Below are 14490 nucleotides of genomic sequence, written 5' to 3' on the forward strand. Positions count from 1 at the left end.
CTAAGCAGGGGCAAAGACGGGGGAAGTGGAATGGCCGACGCAAGTCAGCAAGGCGCGTCGATGCGCACGGTGGTCGCGGCCTCTTCGGCCGGCACGGCCTTCGAGTGGTACGACTTCTTCATCTTCGGCAGCCTGGCCCAGGTCATTTCCAAGACCTTCTTCACCGGCCTGCCCGACGCGGCCGGCTATATCGCGGCCCTGGCCCTGTTCGGCGTCGGTTTCGCGTTCCGGCCGCTGGGCGCGCTGGTCTTCGGCAAGATCGGCGACCAGGCCGGACGCAAGGGCGCGTTCCTGGCCACGGTGCTGCTGATGGGCGGCGCGACCTTCGCCATCGCCTTCCTGCCGACCTACCAACAGGCGGGGATCATCTCGCCGATCCTGCTCATCATCCTGCGCTGCGTGCAGGGCTTCGCCCTGGGCGGCGAGTACGGCGGGGCGGCGATATATGTCGCCGAGCACTCGCCGACCGACAAGCGCGGCTGGTCGACCTCGTGGGTCCAGACCTCGGCCGCCTTCGGCCTGTTCGGCGCGCTCATGGTCATCATGATCACCCGCTCCATCGTCGGCATCGACGCCTTCGACGCCTGGGGCTGGCGCATCCCGTTCGCCGTCTCGATCGGCCTGCTGGGCGTCTCGGTCTGGATGCGCATGAAGCTGACCGAAAGCCCCGCCTTCGCCGCCATGAAGGAAGAGGGCCAGGCCTCCAAGGCGCCCTATGCCGAGGCCTTCGGCCAGTGGAAGAACCTGAAGCTGGTCATCCTGGCCTTCCTGTCCATGATGTGCGCCCAGGGGGCCGTCTGGTACACCAGCTTCTTCTACGTCCAGACCTTCATGGAGAAGTTCCTGAAGGTCGACCCGGTCACCATCAACGAACTCATGATGACCGCCACGGCGGTCAGCGCGGTCTTCTACGTCGTCTTCGGCTGGCTGTCGGACAAGGTGGGCCGCAAGCCGGTGATGCTGGGCGGCATGACTCTGGCGCTGCTGTTCTACTTCCCTGGCTTCCACGTCCTGGAGAAGGCCGCCAACCCGGCGCTGGCCGAGGCGTCTGCGAAAGCGCCCGTTGTCGTTGTGGCCGATCCCGCCGACTGCTCGCTACAGTTCGACCCCGTCGGCAAGGCCGCGTTCGTCACCTCGTGCGACATCGTCAAGGGCGCCCTGGCCAATGCCGGGGTCTCGTACACGAACGAGAAGGCTCCGGCCGGAACGACGGCGGTGATGAAGCTCGGCGGCGTGGAGATCATCTCACAGAGCGCCAAGGGCCTGGCCAAGGCCGAGGTCAAGGCGGTGAAGACCGGCGTCGAGACCAGGATCAAGGCCGCCCTCGCCAAGGCCGGCTATCCCGCCAAGGCCGATCCGGCGCGGATGGACAAGCCGCTGATCCTGGGCGTGCTGTTCGTCTTCGTGATCGCCGCCACGGCGCTGTTTGGCCCGCTGGCCGCCTGCCTGGTCGAGCTGTTCCCGACCCGGGTCCGCTACACGGCCCTGTCGCTGCCCTATCACATCGGCACCGGCTGGGTCGGCGGCTTCGTGCCATTCTTCGCCTTCGCCATCGTGACGGCGGTCGGCGATATCTATGCTGGCCTTTGGTACCCGGTCGTCTTCACCTTGATCAGCGTGCTGGTCACGGCGTTCCTGTTGCCCGAGACGAAGGGACGGCCGCTCAACTAGCGGCCGGCACTACCTCGACGGCGACCTCGGCCTGGGTCAGGGCGTGGATCAGGTTCGGGTCCACGGCATGGGTGATCAGCCGGACGATCTGGCGGCCTTCGCGGGCCAGCTGGATCAGGTGGTCGGCGTCGGCCTTCTCGGCCGCGACGCGTTCGACGTCACGGCGGGCCATCTTGACGACCTCCGGATCGGCGTCGCCGTCCAGCACCAGCACGTCGGCTGCGCCCAGGGCTCGGGAGGCGCGCAGGGTCAGAAGGTCGACCGGACCCTTGCCGGCGATGAAGCGGACCATCCCCTTGCGGGCGGTGCCCTTGGCCAGGGCTTCGCGGAAGAGCTGGCCCGCGCGGTCCATGTCACCGGCCTTGGCGGCCGCGGCGGCCTCGCCCATGACGGCGTCGCGCAGGAAGGCCCGGCGCTCATGCAGGGCCGGCAGCGTGCCGCGCACCTCGCCCTGGAACTTCTGCAGCAGGGCGGCGACGCGGCCCATGCCCTCGGGCACCTGGGCCTCGATGTCGTTGCGCAGCATGGTCGCCAGCACCGGGGCCGAGCCGCCGGTGCCAACGGCCGCCACGACTTCGCCGCGATCGATCACGGCCGGGGTGTTGAAGTCGCACAGCTCGGGCCGGTCGACGACATTGACCAGCACCCGCGCCGCCCGCGCCGCGCTGGCGGCGGCCTGGACGAACACCTCGTCGGGACTGGCGATGAAGGCCAGGGTCGCGCCGGTATAGGCGCCGGGCAGATAGGCGTCATGACCCTCGAGCCGCACCAGGGTCGCGGGCGAGCCCTCGAACAGCCGGGCCTTGGCCTCGGCCGCGTCGCCGACGCCGGCGATCACCACCTTGCGACCGGCGAGAGGGAAATAGGCGGGGAAGGAATCCAACACGACGTCCTTTGAAGCTACTGTGAGCGGCAATCGGCGTAGGGGCCGCCGGGGAAGCCCTTGAGCATGGCGTCGGCGCCCTTGCTCCAGAGCTCGGCGTCGCTGGCCGTATAACGCGCGCCGGACGCCGAACGGGCCAGCTTCAGGGTCCTGGTGACGCCGCCGGCGGTGACCACGACCTTCTTGCCATGCAGGGCGTAGGCGCTGGTGAACCGCTTGCCGCCCTTGCAGCTGTAGCGGATCGGCGCGTCCGTCGAATCCATCGGAGCCACGGTGGTGCAGCCGGCCAAGGTCACGGCCAGGACGGCGAGGGGAACAAGGACGCGGCGCAAGACGAAGCCTCCGGGCGATTGCGAACAGGAGCATAGCGGGCCTTCGCAGGTGCGGCAGCGTTTTTCAGCCGCCGCGCGTTTCGTCCCCCAAGGCGCCGCTCAATTTCCTCTGGCCAAGCCAAGTGTGAACGGTGTTAGGTTTCGATCAGGGCGCGGGGCGTCCTTCTTTCGTTGGAGGCGAAGACGCATGGCCGTAACGCTCGACATCAACGGCAAGTCCACATCCGTTCAGGCAGCGCCCGAGACCCCCTTGCTGTGGGTGCTGCGCGACGAGCTGGGCATGACGGGCACCAAGTTCGGCTGCGGCCTGGCCCAGTGCGGGGCCTGCACGGTGCATCTGGACGGCCAGCCGATCCGGTCTTGCGTGACGCCGATCGAGGCGGTCGGGACGGCCAAGATCACCACCATCGAAGGCCTGGGCGGCCAGCACCCGGTGCAGCAGGCCTGGGTGCGCCACGACGTGCCGCAGTGCGGCTACTGCCAGTCGGGCCAGATCATGTCGGCCTGCGCGCTGCTGGCCCAGAAGCCCAAGCCCACGGACGAGGACATCGACAACGCCATGTCCGGCAACATCTGTCGCTGCGGCGCCTATCAGCGCATCCGCGCGGCGATCAAGGATGCGGCCGATACCGGTCCGCCGTTGGGCGAGCCGCATGCCGATATCGACGACGCCATCGTCGCCGGTTCGGGCGCGACCCATCGTGGAGCCGGCCGATGAACGCGCCCTTCAAGCCTTTGGAAGGCCCCAGCCGCCGCGACGTGGTCGTCGCCTCGGCCCTGGTCGGCGGTTCGCTGCTGGTCGGCTGCTCGCCGGCCGACATCATGAGCGCCGGCTCCAAGGTCGAGGTCGGCGCCTTCGGGCCCTTCGTCAAGATCGCGCCGGACGGCTTGGTGACGGTGATCTCCAAGCACGTCGAGTTCGGCCAGGGCAACCACGCCGGTCTCGCGGCCATCGTCGCCGAGGAGCTGGACGCCGACTGGACCAAGGTCCAGGTCGAGCAGGCGCCCGCCAACGCCAAGCTCTACGCCAACGGCGCCCTGGGCGCGCAGTTGACCGGCGGCTCGTCGGCGATCTCCAACTCGTGGGACCAGCTGCGCAAGGCCGGGGCTGGTGCGCGAGCCATGTTCGTCCAGGCCGCCGCCAACCGCTGGAACGTCCCGGTCGGCGAGATCACGGTCAAGGACAGCGTCCTGACCCATACCTCCGGCAAGACCGCGACCTTCGGCGAGCTGCTGGCTGACGCCGCCAAGGTCCCGCCGCCCACCGACGTCAAGCTGAAGGACCCCAAGACCTTCACCCTGATCGGCACCGACCGGGTGCGCCGCAAGGATTCCCAGGCCAAGAGCGACGGCACCGCCCGCTACACCCAGGACGTCCGCCTGCCCGACATGCTGACGGCGGTGATCGCCCACGCTCCGCTGTTCGGCGCCAAGGTGAAGAGCTTCGACGCCGCCGAGGCCAAGAAGGTCGCCGGCGTGGTTGACGTCTTCGAGATCCCGACCGGGATCGCCGTCGTCGCCCAGAGCACCTATGCCGCCCGCATGGGCCGCGAGGCGCTGAAGCTGGAATGGGACCTGGACAAGGGTGAGAAGCGCGGCTCGGCCGCCATCGCCCAGCTGTTCAAGGACGTCGCGGCCGGCAAGAACACCGACACCAAGTGGGAGACCTTCGACCAGCGCGGCGACACCAACGTGCTGAACGCCGCTCCGAAGGCGGGCGAGCAGGTGTTCGAGACGACCTACGAGTTCCCCTATCTGGCCCACGCCACCATGGAGCCGATGAATTGCGTGGCCGCCGTGGACGGCAATAAGGTCAAGTTGACCTTCGGCTCGCAGGGCCAGACCCTGGATCAGCTGGCGGCCGCCAAGATCGTCGGCTGCCTGCCGGGCTCGGTCGAGATCGAGACCCTGTTCGCCGGCGGCTCGTTCGGCCGGCGCGCCAACTTCCAGTCCGACTACGTGGCCGAGTGCGTCCACATCGCCAAGAAGGTCGGCAAGGGCCGGCCGGTGAAGCTGGTCTGGACCCGCGAGGACGACATGCAGGCCGGCTACTTCCGGCCGCTGACCGTGCACGCCGTGAAGGTCCAGCTGGACAAGGACGGCTATCCGGCGGCCTGGCGCCACCGGATCGTCAGCCAGTCGATCATGAAGGGCTCGCCGATGGGCGGCAAAGGCCCCGACCAGACAGCGATCGAAGGCACGGCGGGCTCGCCTTACCTGAAGGCCACACCGATCGTCGACGCCCAGGTGGCCCTGCCCGACGTCGGGGTGCCGGTGCTGTGGTGGCGCTCGGTGGGCGCGACCCACACCGCCTTCGTCATGGAGCACACGATCGACCAGTTGGCCGCCAAGGCCGGCAAGGATCCGATCGAATATCGCCGCACGCTCTACACCAAGGCCGGGGCCGACCGGCACCTGGCGGCCCTGAACCTGGCCGTCGAGAAGGCCGGGCCCAAGGCGGCCGCCGGCTGGACGCGCGGCGTGGCGGTGCACGAGAGCTTCGGCTCGGTCGTAGCCCAGGTGGCCGAGGTCAAGCTGGAGAACGGCGCGCCCCGCGTGGGCCGCGTGGTCACCGCCATCGACTGCGGCGTCGCCGTCTCGCCCGACCAGATCGCGGCCCAGATGGAAGGTGGCACCTGCTACGGCCTGTCGAGCTTCATGTTCGGCGAAGTGACCCTGACCGACGGCAAGGTCGACCAGAGCAATTTCGACCGCTATCGCGTGCTGCGGATCAACGAGGCGCCGACCGTCGAGACCAACATCGTGCCGTCCGGCAATCCGCCCAGCGGGGTCGGCGAGCCGGGCACGCCGGTGATCGGTCCGGCCGTGGCCAACGCCCTGCTGGTCCTGAACAAGGCGCCCACCACGCGCCTGCCGTTCGTCCGCTCGGAAAACTGATTGTTTCAGATTACCCGTTTTGCTCGCTAGACGAGAGCCGAACGGCCCACCATCTTGCGCGCATGGTGGATCGCGTCAGTACCGCTTTCGAGAAGCTTACCCCCCGGGAGCGGGAGATCCTCCGGCTCATCGCGGCGCATCTCCAGTCCAAGGAGATCGCGCGGGCGCTGGGCCTGTCGCCAAAGACCGTCGAGATGCACGTGCTCAGCGCCCGCCGGCGCCTGTCGGGCATGAGCCGTCGCGACGCCGCCCTGGCCTTCGTGGCCTGGGAGAGCGGCGACCCCGGTAGCGATTACCGTAAGCAGCCGGAGCCCCTGGCAGCGTTTCCGGATACGCCGCTTGCTGATCGCGAGATCGGAAACGACCATGACCGCGTACCATCACCCGAAGCCAACCGCTTTGCCGAGGAACATCCGACCGCCCGGCGGAATTGGCGCCATGAGCTGAGCAACCTTCAGTGGCTCGGCCTGGTGCTCGGGATCACGGCGCTGACCGCCGTGCTCCTCGCGGTGATCGCGATCGGCGTCCATGAGTACATCCTGGCGGTTCAGCGCATCACGCATCGCTGACCGGCCGGTCCGGGTCACCCGAAACCACCCTCATCGCAGTGTTCAACAACGCGCGGCCCTGGCCGCGTGACGGGATTTGCTTTGCATGCAGCGATCATGCGCTACATCGTCGGGAACAGTTGAAGGCGAGGCGGCGGGCAAGCCGTCTGTTGCGTCGAGGTCCGAGTTTGCCGTCAACCTTGATCCCGTACATCGCCTATCTGATCGCCCTCGCGGTCTGTGGCGTGGCCTACTGGCAAGGCGATCGGCCGTTGCGGCTGGCGGCGCTGGTCCTGATCGTCAGCTGGGCGCTCTCGCCGCTGGTCAGCAACGGCAGCAAGACCAGCCTGGACTATCCGGTGACGATCATCGACACCAACGCCGCCCTGGTGTTCGTGTGGATTTCCACGCGCTGGCGACGGATCTGGTGCGCCGTGCTGGCCGCCCTGACGATCATCGTCACCATCATTCCGATCGTGAGCATGGTCGACCGGGGCATCCACCGGTACAACAACCTGGCGGCCAACAATATCGTGGCCATGTTCCAGCTGATCGTCCTGCTCGTGGCCATCTGGCTCACCATTCGCGCCCGGAGACGGGGCGATGAGGACGCTGGTCGACCCTCACCGCGATGATCGTCTACGTCGTCTATTTGATGGCCCTGGTGGTCTGCGGGCTGGCCTATTGGAAGGGCGACGGCGTCCTGCGGCTGACGGCCGTGGTCCTGATCGCCAGCTGGACGCTGACGCCGATGGTCATGCACCTGGATCGGCGCGGCCTGAACATGCCGGTCGCGGTCATCGACATCGTCACGACGGTGATCTTCGTCTGGATCTCGATGTGGTCGCGGCGGGTCTGGTGCGCGGTGCTGTCGGCCCTGGCGATCATCCTGATCGCCATCCGGTTCGTGGCGTCCGTCGATCCCAGCATCGACAACTACAGTCGCGCCGCGTCCAACAACGTGGTGACCGTCCTGCAGCTGGTGGTCATGGCCGCCGCGACGGGGTTGGCGGTCCGCGCCCGGAGACGGGCCGATGAAGGCGCTGTTCGACCCTGACCTCGACACGATCGCCGACGAGGAGGACGTCGCCGAGTTCCGGCGCGGCTACGACCTGCTGGGCGAGGACCATCGCCGCATCCTGACGATCCTGGTTCCCAAGCTGGTGGCGCTGCAGGAGCGGGGCGACTCCGCAGCCGCCCTGCGCCTGGTCGCCGAGATCCGGCGCCTGGTGACGGGTGAGGAGGGGCTGTTGCATTAGGAGACGGGGAAGGTCGCTGGCCGGACGCTCGGGGGAGGGATCCGGCGCTTCAGCGGCCTTCGATGGCGCGGACGAGGTCATCGGGTCGATCCACGTCAAGATGGATCCCCGGGTCCTCGACGGGAATCCGCGCCAGCCGGGCGCCCGCGTTCTCCAGGAGGACGCGGGCGCCTTCGTCTCCGGAGAGGGCGCGCAGGGCGGGAAACCACGACGCGCCGAACAGCACGGGATGGCCCCGGCGGCCCAGATAGGTCGGGGCGACGATGTCGTGCGGGCTGGTCAGGGCCTGGGCCAGCCGCGTGACGGTGGCCGGGTCGACCCTGGGCATGTCGCCCAGGAACACGAAGACGCCGGCAGCGTCGTCCGACAGGCCCCGCGCGGCGGCCCGCAGCGAGGCGCCCATGCCCTCGGCGGCGTCCTCGACGGGGACGATCGACAGGCGGTCGCTGGCGACCAGCCGCTCGGCCGTGGCCCTGACCGCCTTGCGCACGGCGTCGCTGGCGACGGCCACGTGGACGCGCCGGACGGGCGACAGGAAGGCGGTCAGCAGGGCCCCGGCGACCAGCGGCGCGCCATCCAGCCGGGCCAGCAGCTTGGCGCCGCCGAAACGGGCGCCGGCCCCGGCCGCCAGCACGATCGCTTCCAGCGTCGTGGTATCCCTTTCCGTCATGGGTCTCAGCGCCTATTCTTAGAGACGGATATGACGCCCTATGACGATAGCCCGACGCAAGCCGTCTTCACCGCCCCTCGATTGATCGACGGGTTCGGGCGCGCCGTCACCTATCTGCGCGTCTCCGTCACCGACCGCTGCGACCTGCGCTGCCTCTACTGCATGTCCGAGCACATGACCTTCCTGCCGAAGGCCGAAGTGCTGACGCTGGAGGAGCTGGACCGCCTGGCCTCGGCCTTCGTCGCCCTGGGCGTGCGCAAGCTGCGGCTGACCGGCGGCGAGCCGCTGGTGCGCAAGGGCTTCATGGACCTGGTCGCCGGCCTGTCGCGCCACCTGCGCACCGGCGCCCTGGACGAGCTGACCCTGACCACCAACGGCACCCAGCTGGAGCGCTATGCGGCCGACCTGGCGCGCCATGGCGTGCGGCGGATCAACGTCTCGCTGGATACGCTGAAGCCCGAGCTCTTCCGGACCCTGACGCGCGGCGGCGTCCTGGCCCAGGTGGTCGCCGGGATCGATGCTGCCCTGGCGGCGGGCATCGCGGTCAAGATCAACGCCGTTGCCCTCAAGGCCGACAACGCCGCCGAGCTGCCGGAGCTGATCCAGTGGGCCCACGCACGCGGCTGCGACATCACCCTGATCGAGACCATGCCCCTGGGCGAGGTCGACCAGGACCGCACCGACCAATATCTGTCGCTGCAGGACGTCCGCCGCGACCTGTCGTCGTTCTGGACGCTGGAGGACATCCACCACGCCACCGGCGGCCCGGCGCGTTATGTCCGCGTGGCGGAGACTGGCGGGCGGCTGGGGCTGATCACCCCGCTCAGCAACCATTTCTGCGACACCTGCAACCGGGTGCGGCTGACCTGCACGGGCACGCTGCACACTTGCCTGGGCCGCGACGACGCCAGCGATCTGCGGGCGGTGATTCGCGGCGGGGCGAGCGACGCCCAGCTGAACGACGCTATCTTCGCGGCCATTGGGTCCAAGCCCAAGGGCCACGACTTCCAGATCGCCGCGGCGCGTCCGGCCGTCGCCCGCCACATGTCGACGACGGGCGGCTGATATGGCCAGGGTCCTGCTGTTCGGACGCCTGGCCGACCAGGCCGGTTGGCGCGATCGCGTGATCGAGGCCGGTGACCTCTCAACATTGCGAGACCTCCTGTCGGCCGAACTCGGCGACGCCCTGACCGCGCCCGGCGTCCAGGTCGCCGTCGACAAGGCCATCGTCCGGGGTGAGGCCGCGCTGTCTGCCAGGACCGAGGTCGCTTTCCTGCCGCCGATGAGCGGCGGATGATCGTCACCCTGACCGACCAGCCGTTCGAACCGGGCGCGTTCGTCACCGCCTTCTGCGCGGGGCGCGAGGAGACGGGGGCGGTGGCGACTTTCGTAGGTCTGGCGCGGGCCGAAAAAGGCGCGGCGGCGGCCCTGGAGCTGGAGGCCTATCCCGGCTTCACCGACGCGGCGATCGGCGAAATCGCGGTGGCCGCGATCGAACGCTTCAAGCTGCACGACGTCCACATCGTTCACCGCACAGGCCGCATCGCGCCCGGCGAGGCCATCGTCTTCGTCGCCACCGCCGCCGGCCATCGCCGCGAGGCCTTCGAGGCCTGCGATTTCCTGATGGACTACCTGAAGAGCCGAGCGCCCTTCTGGAAGAAGGAGCACGGCCCGGACGGCGCGAGCTGGATCGAGCCGACGGACCGCGATAGGACCGACGCGCAACGCTGGGACTGAGGAGAGACGCGATGTCGGAAGGCCTGAAGCCGGGCGGCGGGATCAAGCCGGAACTGCCGTTCAAGCCGGTGCGCATCGCCGTCCTGACCGTGTCGGACACCCGCGACGAAAGCACCGACACCTCGGGCCAGATTCTGATCGACCGGGTCCGTGACGCCGGCCATGAGTTCGCAGGCCGCGCCGTGATCCGCGACGATGTCGAACAGATCCGCGCCCAGGTCCGCGACTGGATCGACAGCAAGGCCGTGGACGCCATCGTCACCACCGGCGGCACCGGCCTGACCGGCCGCGACGTCACGGTCCAGGCGCTGGAGCCCCTGTTCGACAAGAAGATCGACGGCTTCTCGGTGATCTTCCACCTGGTGTCCTACGCCACGGTGGGCCTCTCGACCCTGCAGTCGCGGGCCACGGCCGGCCTGATCGACGGCGTCTTCGTCTTCTGCCTGCCCGGCAGCAATGGCGCGGTGAAGGACGGCTGGGACAAGGTCATCGCCGCCCAGCTCGATAGCCGCCACAAGCCGTGCAACATGGTCGAGCTGATGCCGAGGCTGTTGGAACAGTGAGCAAGCTGACCCACATCGACGACCAGGGCCGCGCCCGCATGGTCGACGTCTCCGACAAGCCGGCGACGGCCCGCGAGGCGGTGGCGACCGGTTTCGTGCGGATGAGCGCGGAAACCCTGGCGCTGGCTGTGTCAGGCTCGGGACGCAAGGGCGATGTCCGCGCCGTGGCCGAGCTGGCCGGCGTCATGGCGGCGAAGAAGACCTCGGACCTGATCCCGCTGTGTCATCCGCTGGCGCTGTCGAAGGTGGTCGTCGAGGTCGAGTCGGCCGAGGGCGGCCTGGCCGTCACTGCGCGGGTCAAGACCACCGGCCCGACCGGCGTCGAGATGGAGGCCCTGACCGCCGCCTCGATCGCCTGCCTGACGATCTACGACATGCTGAAGGCCGCCGAGAAAGGCATGGTCATCGAGACCGTGCGCCTGCTCGAAAAGACCGGCGGCAAGTCGGGCGACTGGAAGGCCCCCTCCTGATCGAGCCTCCTTGTCCGCTTCGGTTCCCGAAGCGGGCAGGCTCTAAGCCGCCCGACGCTGGCTGCTTGCGTCGGCGATCCGCAGCTCGCCCATGCGCTGGGCCAGGCGCGTGGCTTCCTGAGCCAGGGCGTGGCTGGCCGCGGTGGTTTCCTCGACCATGGCGGCGTTGCGCTGGGTGACCTGGTCCATCTGGTTCATGGTCGTGTTGACCTCGGCCAGACCACGGGCCTGTTCCTGGGTCGAGGCGGCCATTTCGCCGACCAGGCCGTCGATCTGGTCGACCTCGCTGGCGATGGCGCGAAGGGCTTCGCCGGCCTTGCCGACATATTCCACGCCCTGGCCGACCTCGGCCGTGCTGGCGCTGATCAGGGTCTTGATCTCGCGGGCGGCCTCGGCGGAGCGCTGGGCCAGGGCCCGGACTTCCTGGGCGACGACGGCGAAACCGCGACCGGCTTCACCCGCGCGGGCGGCTTCGACGCCGGCGTTGAGCGCCAGCAGGTTGGTCTGGAAGGCGATCTCGTCGATGACGACGATGATGTTGCCGATCTGGGTCGAGGACCTCTCGATCGCGCCCATGGCGTCGACGGCCTGGCTGACGATCGAGCCGGAGGCGTCGGCGGCGCTGCGGGCGCGCTCGACCACCTTGCGGGCGCGGCTGGCGCCCTCGGCGGTCAGGCGCACGGTGCTGGTGATCTCGTCGAGGGCGGCGACGGCCTCTTCCAGGCTGGCGGCCTGGCGTTCGGTGCGGCCCGACAGGTCGTCGGCGGCGGCGGTGATCTCGGCGGTGCCGCCATGGATCGCGGTGACGGCGCCCAGCGAAGCGGCGATGACGCCCGACAGCTTCTCGACGGCGACGTTGAAGTCGACGCGCAGCTTCTCGTAGCCGGCCGGGAAGGTCTGGGTGATGCGGTGGCTGAGGTCGCCGTCGGACATGTGCTTGAGCGCCAGGGCCAGGCTCTCGACGACCGCCTTCTGGGTGGACTCGGCCTCGGCGCGACGCGTCTCGGCCTCGGCGCGTTCGACCTCCAGGGCGTCGCGGACGTCGGCGGCTTCCAGCTCCTTGCGGCGCGCTTCCACGGTGTCGTGGAAGGTCTGCAGGGCGTCGGTCATCTGGCCGATCTCGTCGTTGCTGGTCTTCTTGGGCAGCACGACCGACAGGTCGCCGGCCGACAGGCGGCGCAGGGCGTGAGTGATGGCGACCAGCGGGGCGACCAGGCCGCGCTTGGCGGCGACTATCAGGGCGACGGCGAACAGGCCGGCGGCGGCCAGCAGGGCGCCCATGACGACCTGACCCAGCAGGCTCATCGACTTGGCGGCCTTGGAGTCGCGGACGGCGGCGGCTTCGATCTTGGTCGAGGCCTCTTCCATCTTGGTCTCAAGGGCCGAGAACTGGGCCGCGAAGCCCGGCAGCTTGGCGCGGGCGCCGGCGATATCGCTGTCGGCGCTGCCGACGATCTGGCCGGCGGCGGCGATATAGGCGGCCAGCGGCGTTTCGACCTCGGCGAGGGCAGCCTTGACCGACGGGTCCTGGGCCAGCTTGCCGCTGGAGGCGATGTCGTCCTTGAACGCTTCGGTGTGTTCGGCCAGGTCGGCGCGCACGGCCTTCAGGTCGACGCCCAAGGCCGGATCGCTGGACATGATCCCGCCCATGACGTCGGCGCGCAGGGCGTCGTGCATCATGTCGGCGTGCATATGCAGGCGCAGGATCTTGGCGGAGGCTTCCGAGCGGGTGAGCGCGGAATCGAGGCTGACGGCGACCCACAGGCCGGTGCCGGCCGTGGCCGCGCACAGCAGCGCCGCGCCGGCGGCGGCTCCCATGACCTTCTGACCCAAGGACGCCATGTCGATCTTCTCCCCGCGGGCTTGCCGCAAATCTCGGGGAGAAGGATGCCGGGTGAGGTCTCTAACGGGTCTTAACCGTAACCGTGTCGGGGCGGCGACATAACGTCGCGCGTTCGCCGACCCATGGTCTCGCTTGGAGGTCTAGCGCGGGATCTCGGCGGTCTTGACCAGGGCGACCTGGCGATAGACGGCGGCGATCTCGAAATAGCGGCCGAAGGCGGCGTGGAACTGATCGACGGCCTGCTTCACGCCCGGTCCGCCGATCTCGCTGATGTCGTGCCAGTAGTCGTCCAGCACCATCATGCCGCCCACGCTGAGCAGGCTGGCGCAGAAGCACAGGTCGATCAGCACGGCCAGGGCCGTGTGGCTGCCGTCGACATAGATCAAGTCGAACTGCTCGCCGCGCTCCATCATCTGGGGCAGGACGTAGGTCGAGAAACCCTTGTGGGTGTCCAGGCTGCGGAAGCCGCACTTGGCCATGTTGCGGGCAAAGCGCGGCTCGACGGCGTGGTATTTCTCTTCCGGGTTCAGAGCCTCGTCGAACCAGGGATCGATGACCGTGACGGCCAGGCGCTCGGGCAGCAGCCAGTCCATGAAAGCCAGGTTGCGGCCTTCATAGGCGCCGATCTCCATGTAGCGGATCGTCTCGCCCTCGGGACGCTTGGCCGCGAAGTCGCGCAGCAGCGGGGCCACGAACGGGATGTTGTTGCTGGCCCAGGTCGAGGTGAACTCGAAGCCGGCCTGCTCGGCGTGGGCGTTGAAGGCGTCGACCACGGCGTGGTCGCGCTGGCCGCCCAGCATGGTCTTGGCCAGGTTGGCGGCCAGGCGCGGATTGACCTTGGTCAGCGAGCGCAGCTTGGCGAGACCGGCGCGGTGCGTCACCGTCTCGGCGTCGAAGTGCATGTCGGCCATGGCTTGTGTCCCCGCAATCGTTGGCGGAGACCCTAGGGCAAAGGTCTTAAGCGACGATGATCTGGCCGTCGCGCACCGTGACGGGCCAGTGAAACAGCTTGTCGCCCGGACAGGGGCCGGCGACGCAGGCGCCGTCCTTGATCTTGAACAGGGCCGCGTGGCCTGCGCACAGGATCAGGTCGTTCTCGCGGGTCAGGTAGCGGCCAGCGAAGCCGGCCAGTGGCCAGCCGGCATGTGGGCAGCTGTCCAGATAGCCGACCACCAGATCGTCCTTGCGGACCACGAACCCGGCGAACATCGCGTCGCCCTCCCGCCAGCGGAAGCCCTTCGAGCCGGGCGAGGGGATCTCGTCCAGCGCGCAGAGCACCGTGCCGGCGGCAGGGCGGGCGGGGTTGTCCAGGTCGGTGCGCAAGCTAGCCGAGCGAGCCGACGCCGACGCGCCAGGATTGGACCTCGGTGCTCTCGAAGACGCCAGCCAGGGTATAGGGGTCGTTGTCGAGGAAGGTCTGCACGGCGGCCTTGTCTTCGGCTTCCACGATCAGCAGCGAGCCGATCGGGTTGCCGGCGTCGTCCAGCAGCGGACCGGCGGCCTTCACCAGGCCCGCGGCGTTCAGATAGTCCAGGTGGGTCGGGCGGGTGGCCATGCGCGTATCGAGCGCGCCGGGCTTGTCCTTGCAGTAGACGACGAAGAGAGCCATGCGGCGG

At 68.8% G+C, this 14490-nt stretch carries 19 protein-coding genes; 12 read left to right on the plus strand and 7 right to left on the minus strand.

The window, feature by feature from the left end:
* Window positions 1–30: 30 nt before the first annotated feature.
* A complete protein-coding gene (locus AC1RR5_RS01720) occupies window positions 31–1671 on the plus strand; it encodes an MFS transporter (protein ID WP_492919370.1) in 1641 nt (546 codons plus the stop codon).
* Here the strand turns inward: AC1RR5_RS01720 and AC1RR5_RS01725 are convergent.
* Both AC1RR5_RS01725 and AC1RR5_RS01730 read right to left on the minus strand, forming a co-directional pair.
* Window positions 1664–2554 carry an NAD(P)-dependent oxidoreductase gene (locus AC1RR5_RS01725; RefSeq protein ID WP_492919371.1) on the minus strand — a complete coding sequence of 297 codons (891 nt, stop codon included), beginning with the start codon at window positions 2552–2554 and terminating at the stop codon, window positions 1664–1666. The genes AC1RR5_RS01720 and AC1RR5_RS01725 overlap by 8 nt on opposite strands.
* Window positions 2555–2571: 17 nt before the next feature.
* Window positions 2572–2886: an MliC family protein gene (locus AC1RR5_RS01730; protein ID WP_492919372.1), complete on the minus strand. Its 315-nt coding sequence runs from the start codon at window positions 2884–2886 to the stop codon at window positions 2572–2574.
* 187 nt (window positions 2887–3073) lie between these two features.
* Here AC1RR5_RS01730 and AC1RR5_RS01735 point away from each other — a divergent pair, with 187 nt between their 5' ends.
* From AC1RR5_RS01735 to AC1RR5_RS01760, 6 genes are all read left to right on the plus strand, one after another.
* The gene (locus AC1RR5_RS01735; protein ID WP_492919373.1) at window positions 3074–3604 is read left to right on the plus strand and encodes a (2Fe-2S)-binding protein; all 531 of its coding nucleotides are present in this window, start codon (window positions 3074–3076) and stop codon (window positions 3602–3604) included.
* Window positions 3601–5784: a xanthine dehydrogenase family protein molybdopterin-binding subunit gene (locus AC1RR5_RS01740; protein WP_492919374.1), complete on the plus strand. Its 2184-nt coding sequence runs from the start codon at window positions 3601–3603 to the stop codon at window positions 5782–5784. The genes AC1RR5_RS01735 and AC1RR5_RS01740 overlap by 4 nt, the downstream gene beginning before the upstream one ends.
* A 62-nt stretch (window positions 5785–5846) precedes the next feature.
* Window positions 5847–6353 carry a helix-turn-helix domain-containing protein gene (locus tag AC1RR5_RS01745; RefSeq protein ID WP_492919375.1) on the plus strand — a complete coding sequence of 169 codons (507 nt, stop codon included), beginning with the start codon at window positions 5847–5849 and terminating at the stop codon, window positions 6351–6353.
* A 167-nt stretch (window positions 6354–6520) separates the two neighbouring features.
* Window positions 6521–6967, plus strand: a complete 447-nt coding sequence (locus AC1RR5_RS01750) for a hypothetical protein (RefSeq protein WP_492919376.1) — start codon at window positions 6521–6523, stop codon at window positions 6965–6967.
* Window positions 6964–7389: a hypothetical protein gene (locus tag AC1RR5_RS01755; RefSeq protein ID WP_492919377.1), complete on the plus strand. Its 426-nt coding sequence runs from the start codon at window positions 6964–6966 to the stop codon at window positions 7387–7389. The genes AC1RR5_RS01750 and AC1RR5_RS01755 overlap by 4 nt, the downstream gene beginning before the upstream one ends.
* Entirely contained in the window at window positions 7367–7591 is a 225-nt protein-coding gene (locus tag AC1RR5_RS01760; protein ID WP_492919378.1) for a hypothetical protein, read from the plus strand. Before AC1RR5_RS01755 ends, AC1RR5_RS01760 begins: the two co-directional genes overlap by 23 nt.
* A 49-nt stretch (window positions 7592–7640) precedes the next feature.
* On the opposite strand, the gene AC1RR5_RS01765 is transcribed toward AC1RR5_RS01760, so the two are convergent.
* Window positions 7641–8261 (minus strand): nucleotidyltransferase family protein, encoded by a 621-nt coding sequence (locus AC1RR5_RS01765; RefSeq protein WP_492919379.1) that lies wholly within the window; start codon window positions 8259–8261, stop codon window positions 7641–7643.
* A 30-nt stretch (window positions 8262–8291) separates the two neighbouring features.
* Between AC1RR5_RS01765 and moaA the strand changes: the two genes are divergently transcribed.
* Genes moaA through moaC form a run of 5 tightly spaced genes read left to right on the plus strand, consistent with a single transcriptional unit; the run spans window position 8292 to window position 11031 of the window.
* Window positions 8292–9326 (plus strand): GTP 3',8-cyclase MoaA, encoded by a 1035-nt coding sequence (moaA, locus tag AC1RR5_RS01770; protein WP_492919380.1) that lies wholly within the window; start codon window positions 8292–8294, stop codon window positions 9324–9326.
* Window position 9327: 1 nt separating this feature from the next.
* Complete coding sequence (locus tag AC1RR5_RS01775) at window positions 9328–9558, plus strand: MoaD/ThiS family protein (RefSeq protein WP_492919381.1); 231 nt, start codon at window positions 9328–9330, stop codon at window positions 9556–9558.
* Entirely contained in the window at window positions 9555–9998 is a 444-nt protein-coding gene (locus tag AC1RR5_RS01780) for a molybdenum cofactor biosynthesis protein MoaE (protein ID WP_492919382.1), read from the plus strand. Before AC1RR5_RS01775 ends, AC1RR5_RS01780 begins: the two co-directional genes overlap by 4 nt.
* Before the next feature lie 11 nt (window positions 9999–10009).
* Entirely contained in the window at window positions 10010–10561 is a 552-nt protein-coding gene (gene moaB / locus AC1RR5_RS01785) for a molybdenum cofactor biosynthesis protein B (protein WP_492919383.1), read from the plus strand.
* Entirely contained in the window at window positions 10558–11031 is a 474-nt protein-coding gene (gene moaC, locus AC1RR5_RS01790) for a cyclic pyranopterin monophosphate synthase MoaC (protein ID WP_492919384.1), read from the plus strand. Before moaB ends, moaC begins: the two co-directional genes overlap by 4 nt.
* Before the next feature lie 42 nt (window positions 11032–11073).
* Here moaC and AC1RR5_RS01795 read toward each other — a convergent pair whose 3' ends face one another.
* The 4 genes from AC1RR5_RS01795 to AC1RR5_RS01810 form a co-directional block, all read right to left on the minus strand.
* Window positions 11074–12873: a methyl-accepting chemotaxis protein gene (locus AC1RR5_RS01795; RefSeq protein ID WP_492919385.1), complete on the minus strand. Its 1800-nt coding sequence runs from the start codon at window positions 12871–12873 to the stop codon at window positions 11074–11076.
* 141 nt (window positions 12874–13014) lie between these two features.
* Window positions 13015–13785, minus strand: coding sequence for a class I SAM-dependent methyltransferase (locus AC1RR5_RS01800; protein ID WP_492919386.1), 771 nt, complete (start codon window positions 13783–13785; stop codon window positions 13015–13017).
* Between the two features lie 46 nt (window positions 13786–13831).
* Window positions 13832–14197, minus strand: coding sequence for a Rieske (2Fe-2S) protein (locus AC1RR5_RS01805; protein ID WP_492919387.1), 366 nt, complete (start codon window positions 14195–14197; stop codon window positions 13832–13834).
* Window position 14198: 1 nt separating this feature from the next.
* Window positions 14199–14483 (minus strand): YciI family protein, encoded by a 285-nt coding sequence (locus AC1RR5_RS01810; RefSeq protein WP_492919388.1) that lies wholly within the window; start codon window positions 14481–14483, stop codon window positions 14199–14201.
* Window positions 14484–14490: the final 7 nt, after the last annotated feature.

Source organism: Caulobacter sp. GW821-FHT11E11 (assembly GCF_058808315.1).

Coding starts and splice junctions, on each gene's coding strand:
- AC1RR5_RS01800 (WP_492919386.1), bottom strand. CDS start 13,785: ATGGCCGACATGCACTTCGACGCCGAGACGGTGACGCACCGCGCCGGT.
- AC1RR5_RS01745 (WP_492919375.1), top strand. CDS start 5,847: ATGGTGGATCGCGTCAGTACCGCTTTCGAGAAGCTTACCCCCCGGGAG.
- AC1RR5_RS01755 (WP_492919377.1), top strand. CDS start 6,964: ATGATCGTCTACGTCGTCTATTTGATGGCCCTGGTGGTCTGCGGGCTG.
- moaB (WP_492919383.1), top strand. CDS start 10,010: ATGTCGGAAGGCCTGAAGCCGGGCGGCGGGATCAAGCCGGAACTGCCG.
- AC1RR5_RS01740 (WP_492919374.1), top strand. CDS start 3,601: ATGAACGCGCCCTTCAAGCCTTTGGAAGGCCCCAGCCGCCGCGACGTG.
- AC1RR5_RS01765 (WP_492919379.1), bottom strand. CDS start 8,261: ATGACGGAAAGGGATACCACGACGCTGGAAGCGATCGTGCTGGCGGCC.
- AC1RR5_RS01795 (WP_492919385.1), bottom strand. CDS start 12,873: ATGGCGTCCTTGGGTCAGAAGGTCATGGGAGCCGCCGCCGGCGCGGCG.
- AC1RR5_RS01760 (WP_492919378.1), top strand. CDS start 7,367: ATGAAGGCGCTGTTCGACCCTGACCTCGACACGATCGCCGACGAGGAG.
- AC1RR5_RS01775 (WP_492919381.1), top strand. CDS start 9,328: ATGGCCAGGGTCCTGCTGTTCGGACGCCTGGCCGACCAGGCCGGTTGG.
- AC1RR5_RS01780 (WP_492919382.1), top strand. CDS start 9,555: ATGATCGTCACCCTGACCGACCAGCCGTTCGAACCGGGCGCGTTCGTC.
- moaA (WP_492919380.1), top strand. CDS start 8,292: ATGACGCCCTATGACGATAGCCCGACGCAAGCCGTCTTCACCGCCCCT.
- AC1RR5_RS01720 (WP_492919370.1), top strand. CDS start 31: ATGGCCGACGCAAGTCAGCAAGGCGCGTCGATGCGCACGGTGGTCGCG.
- AC1RR5_RS01735 (WP_492919373.1), top strand. CDS start 3,074: ATGGCCGTAACGCTCGACATCAACGGCAAGTCCACATCCGTTCAGGCA.
- AC1RR5_RS01810 (WP_492919388.1), bottom strand. CDS start 14,483: ATGGCTCTCTTCGTCGTCTACTGCAAGGACAAGCCCGGCGCGCTCGAT.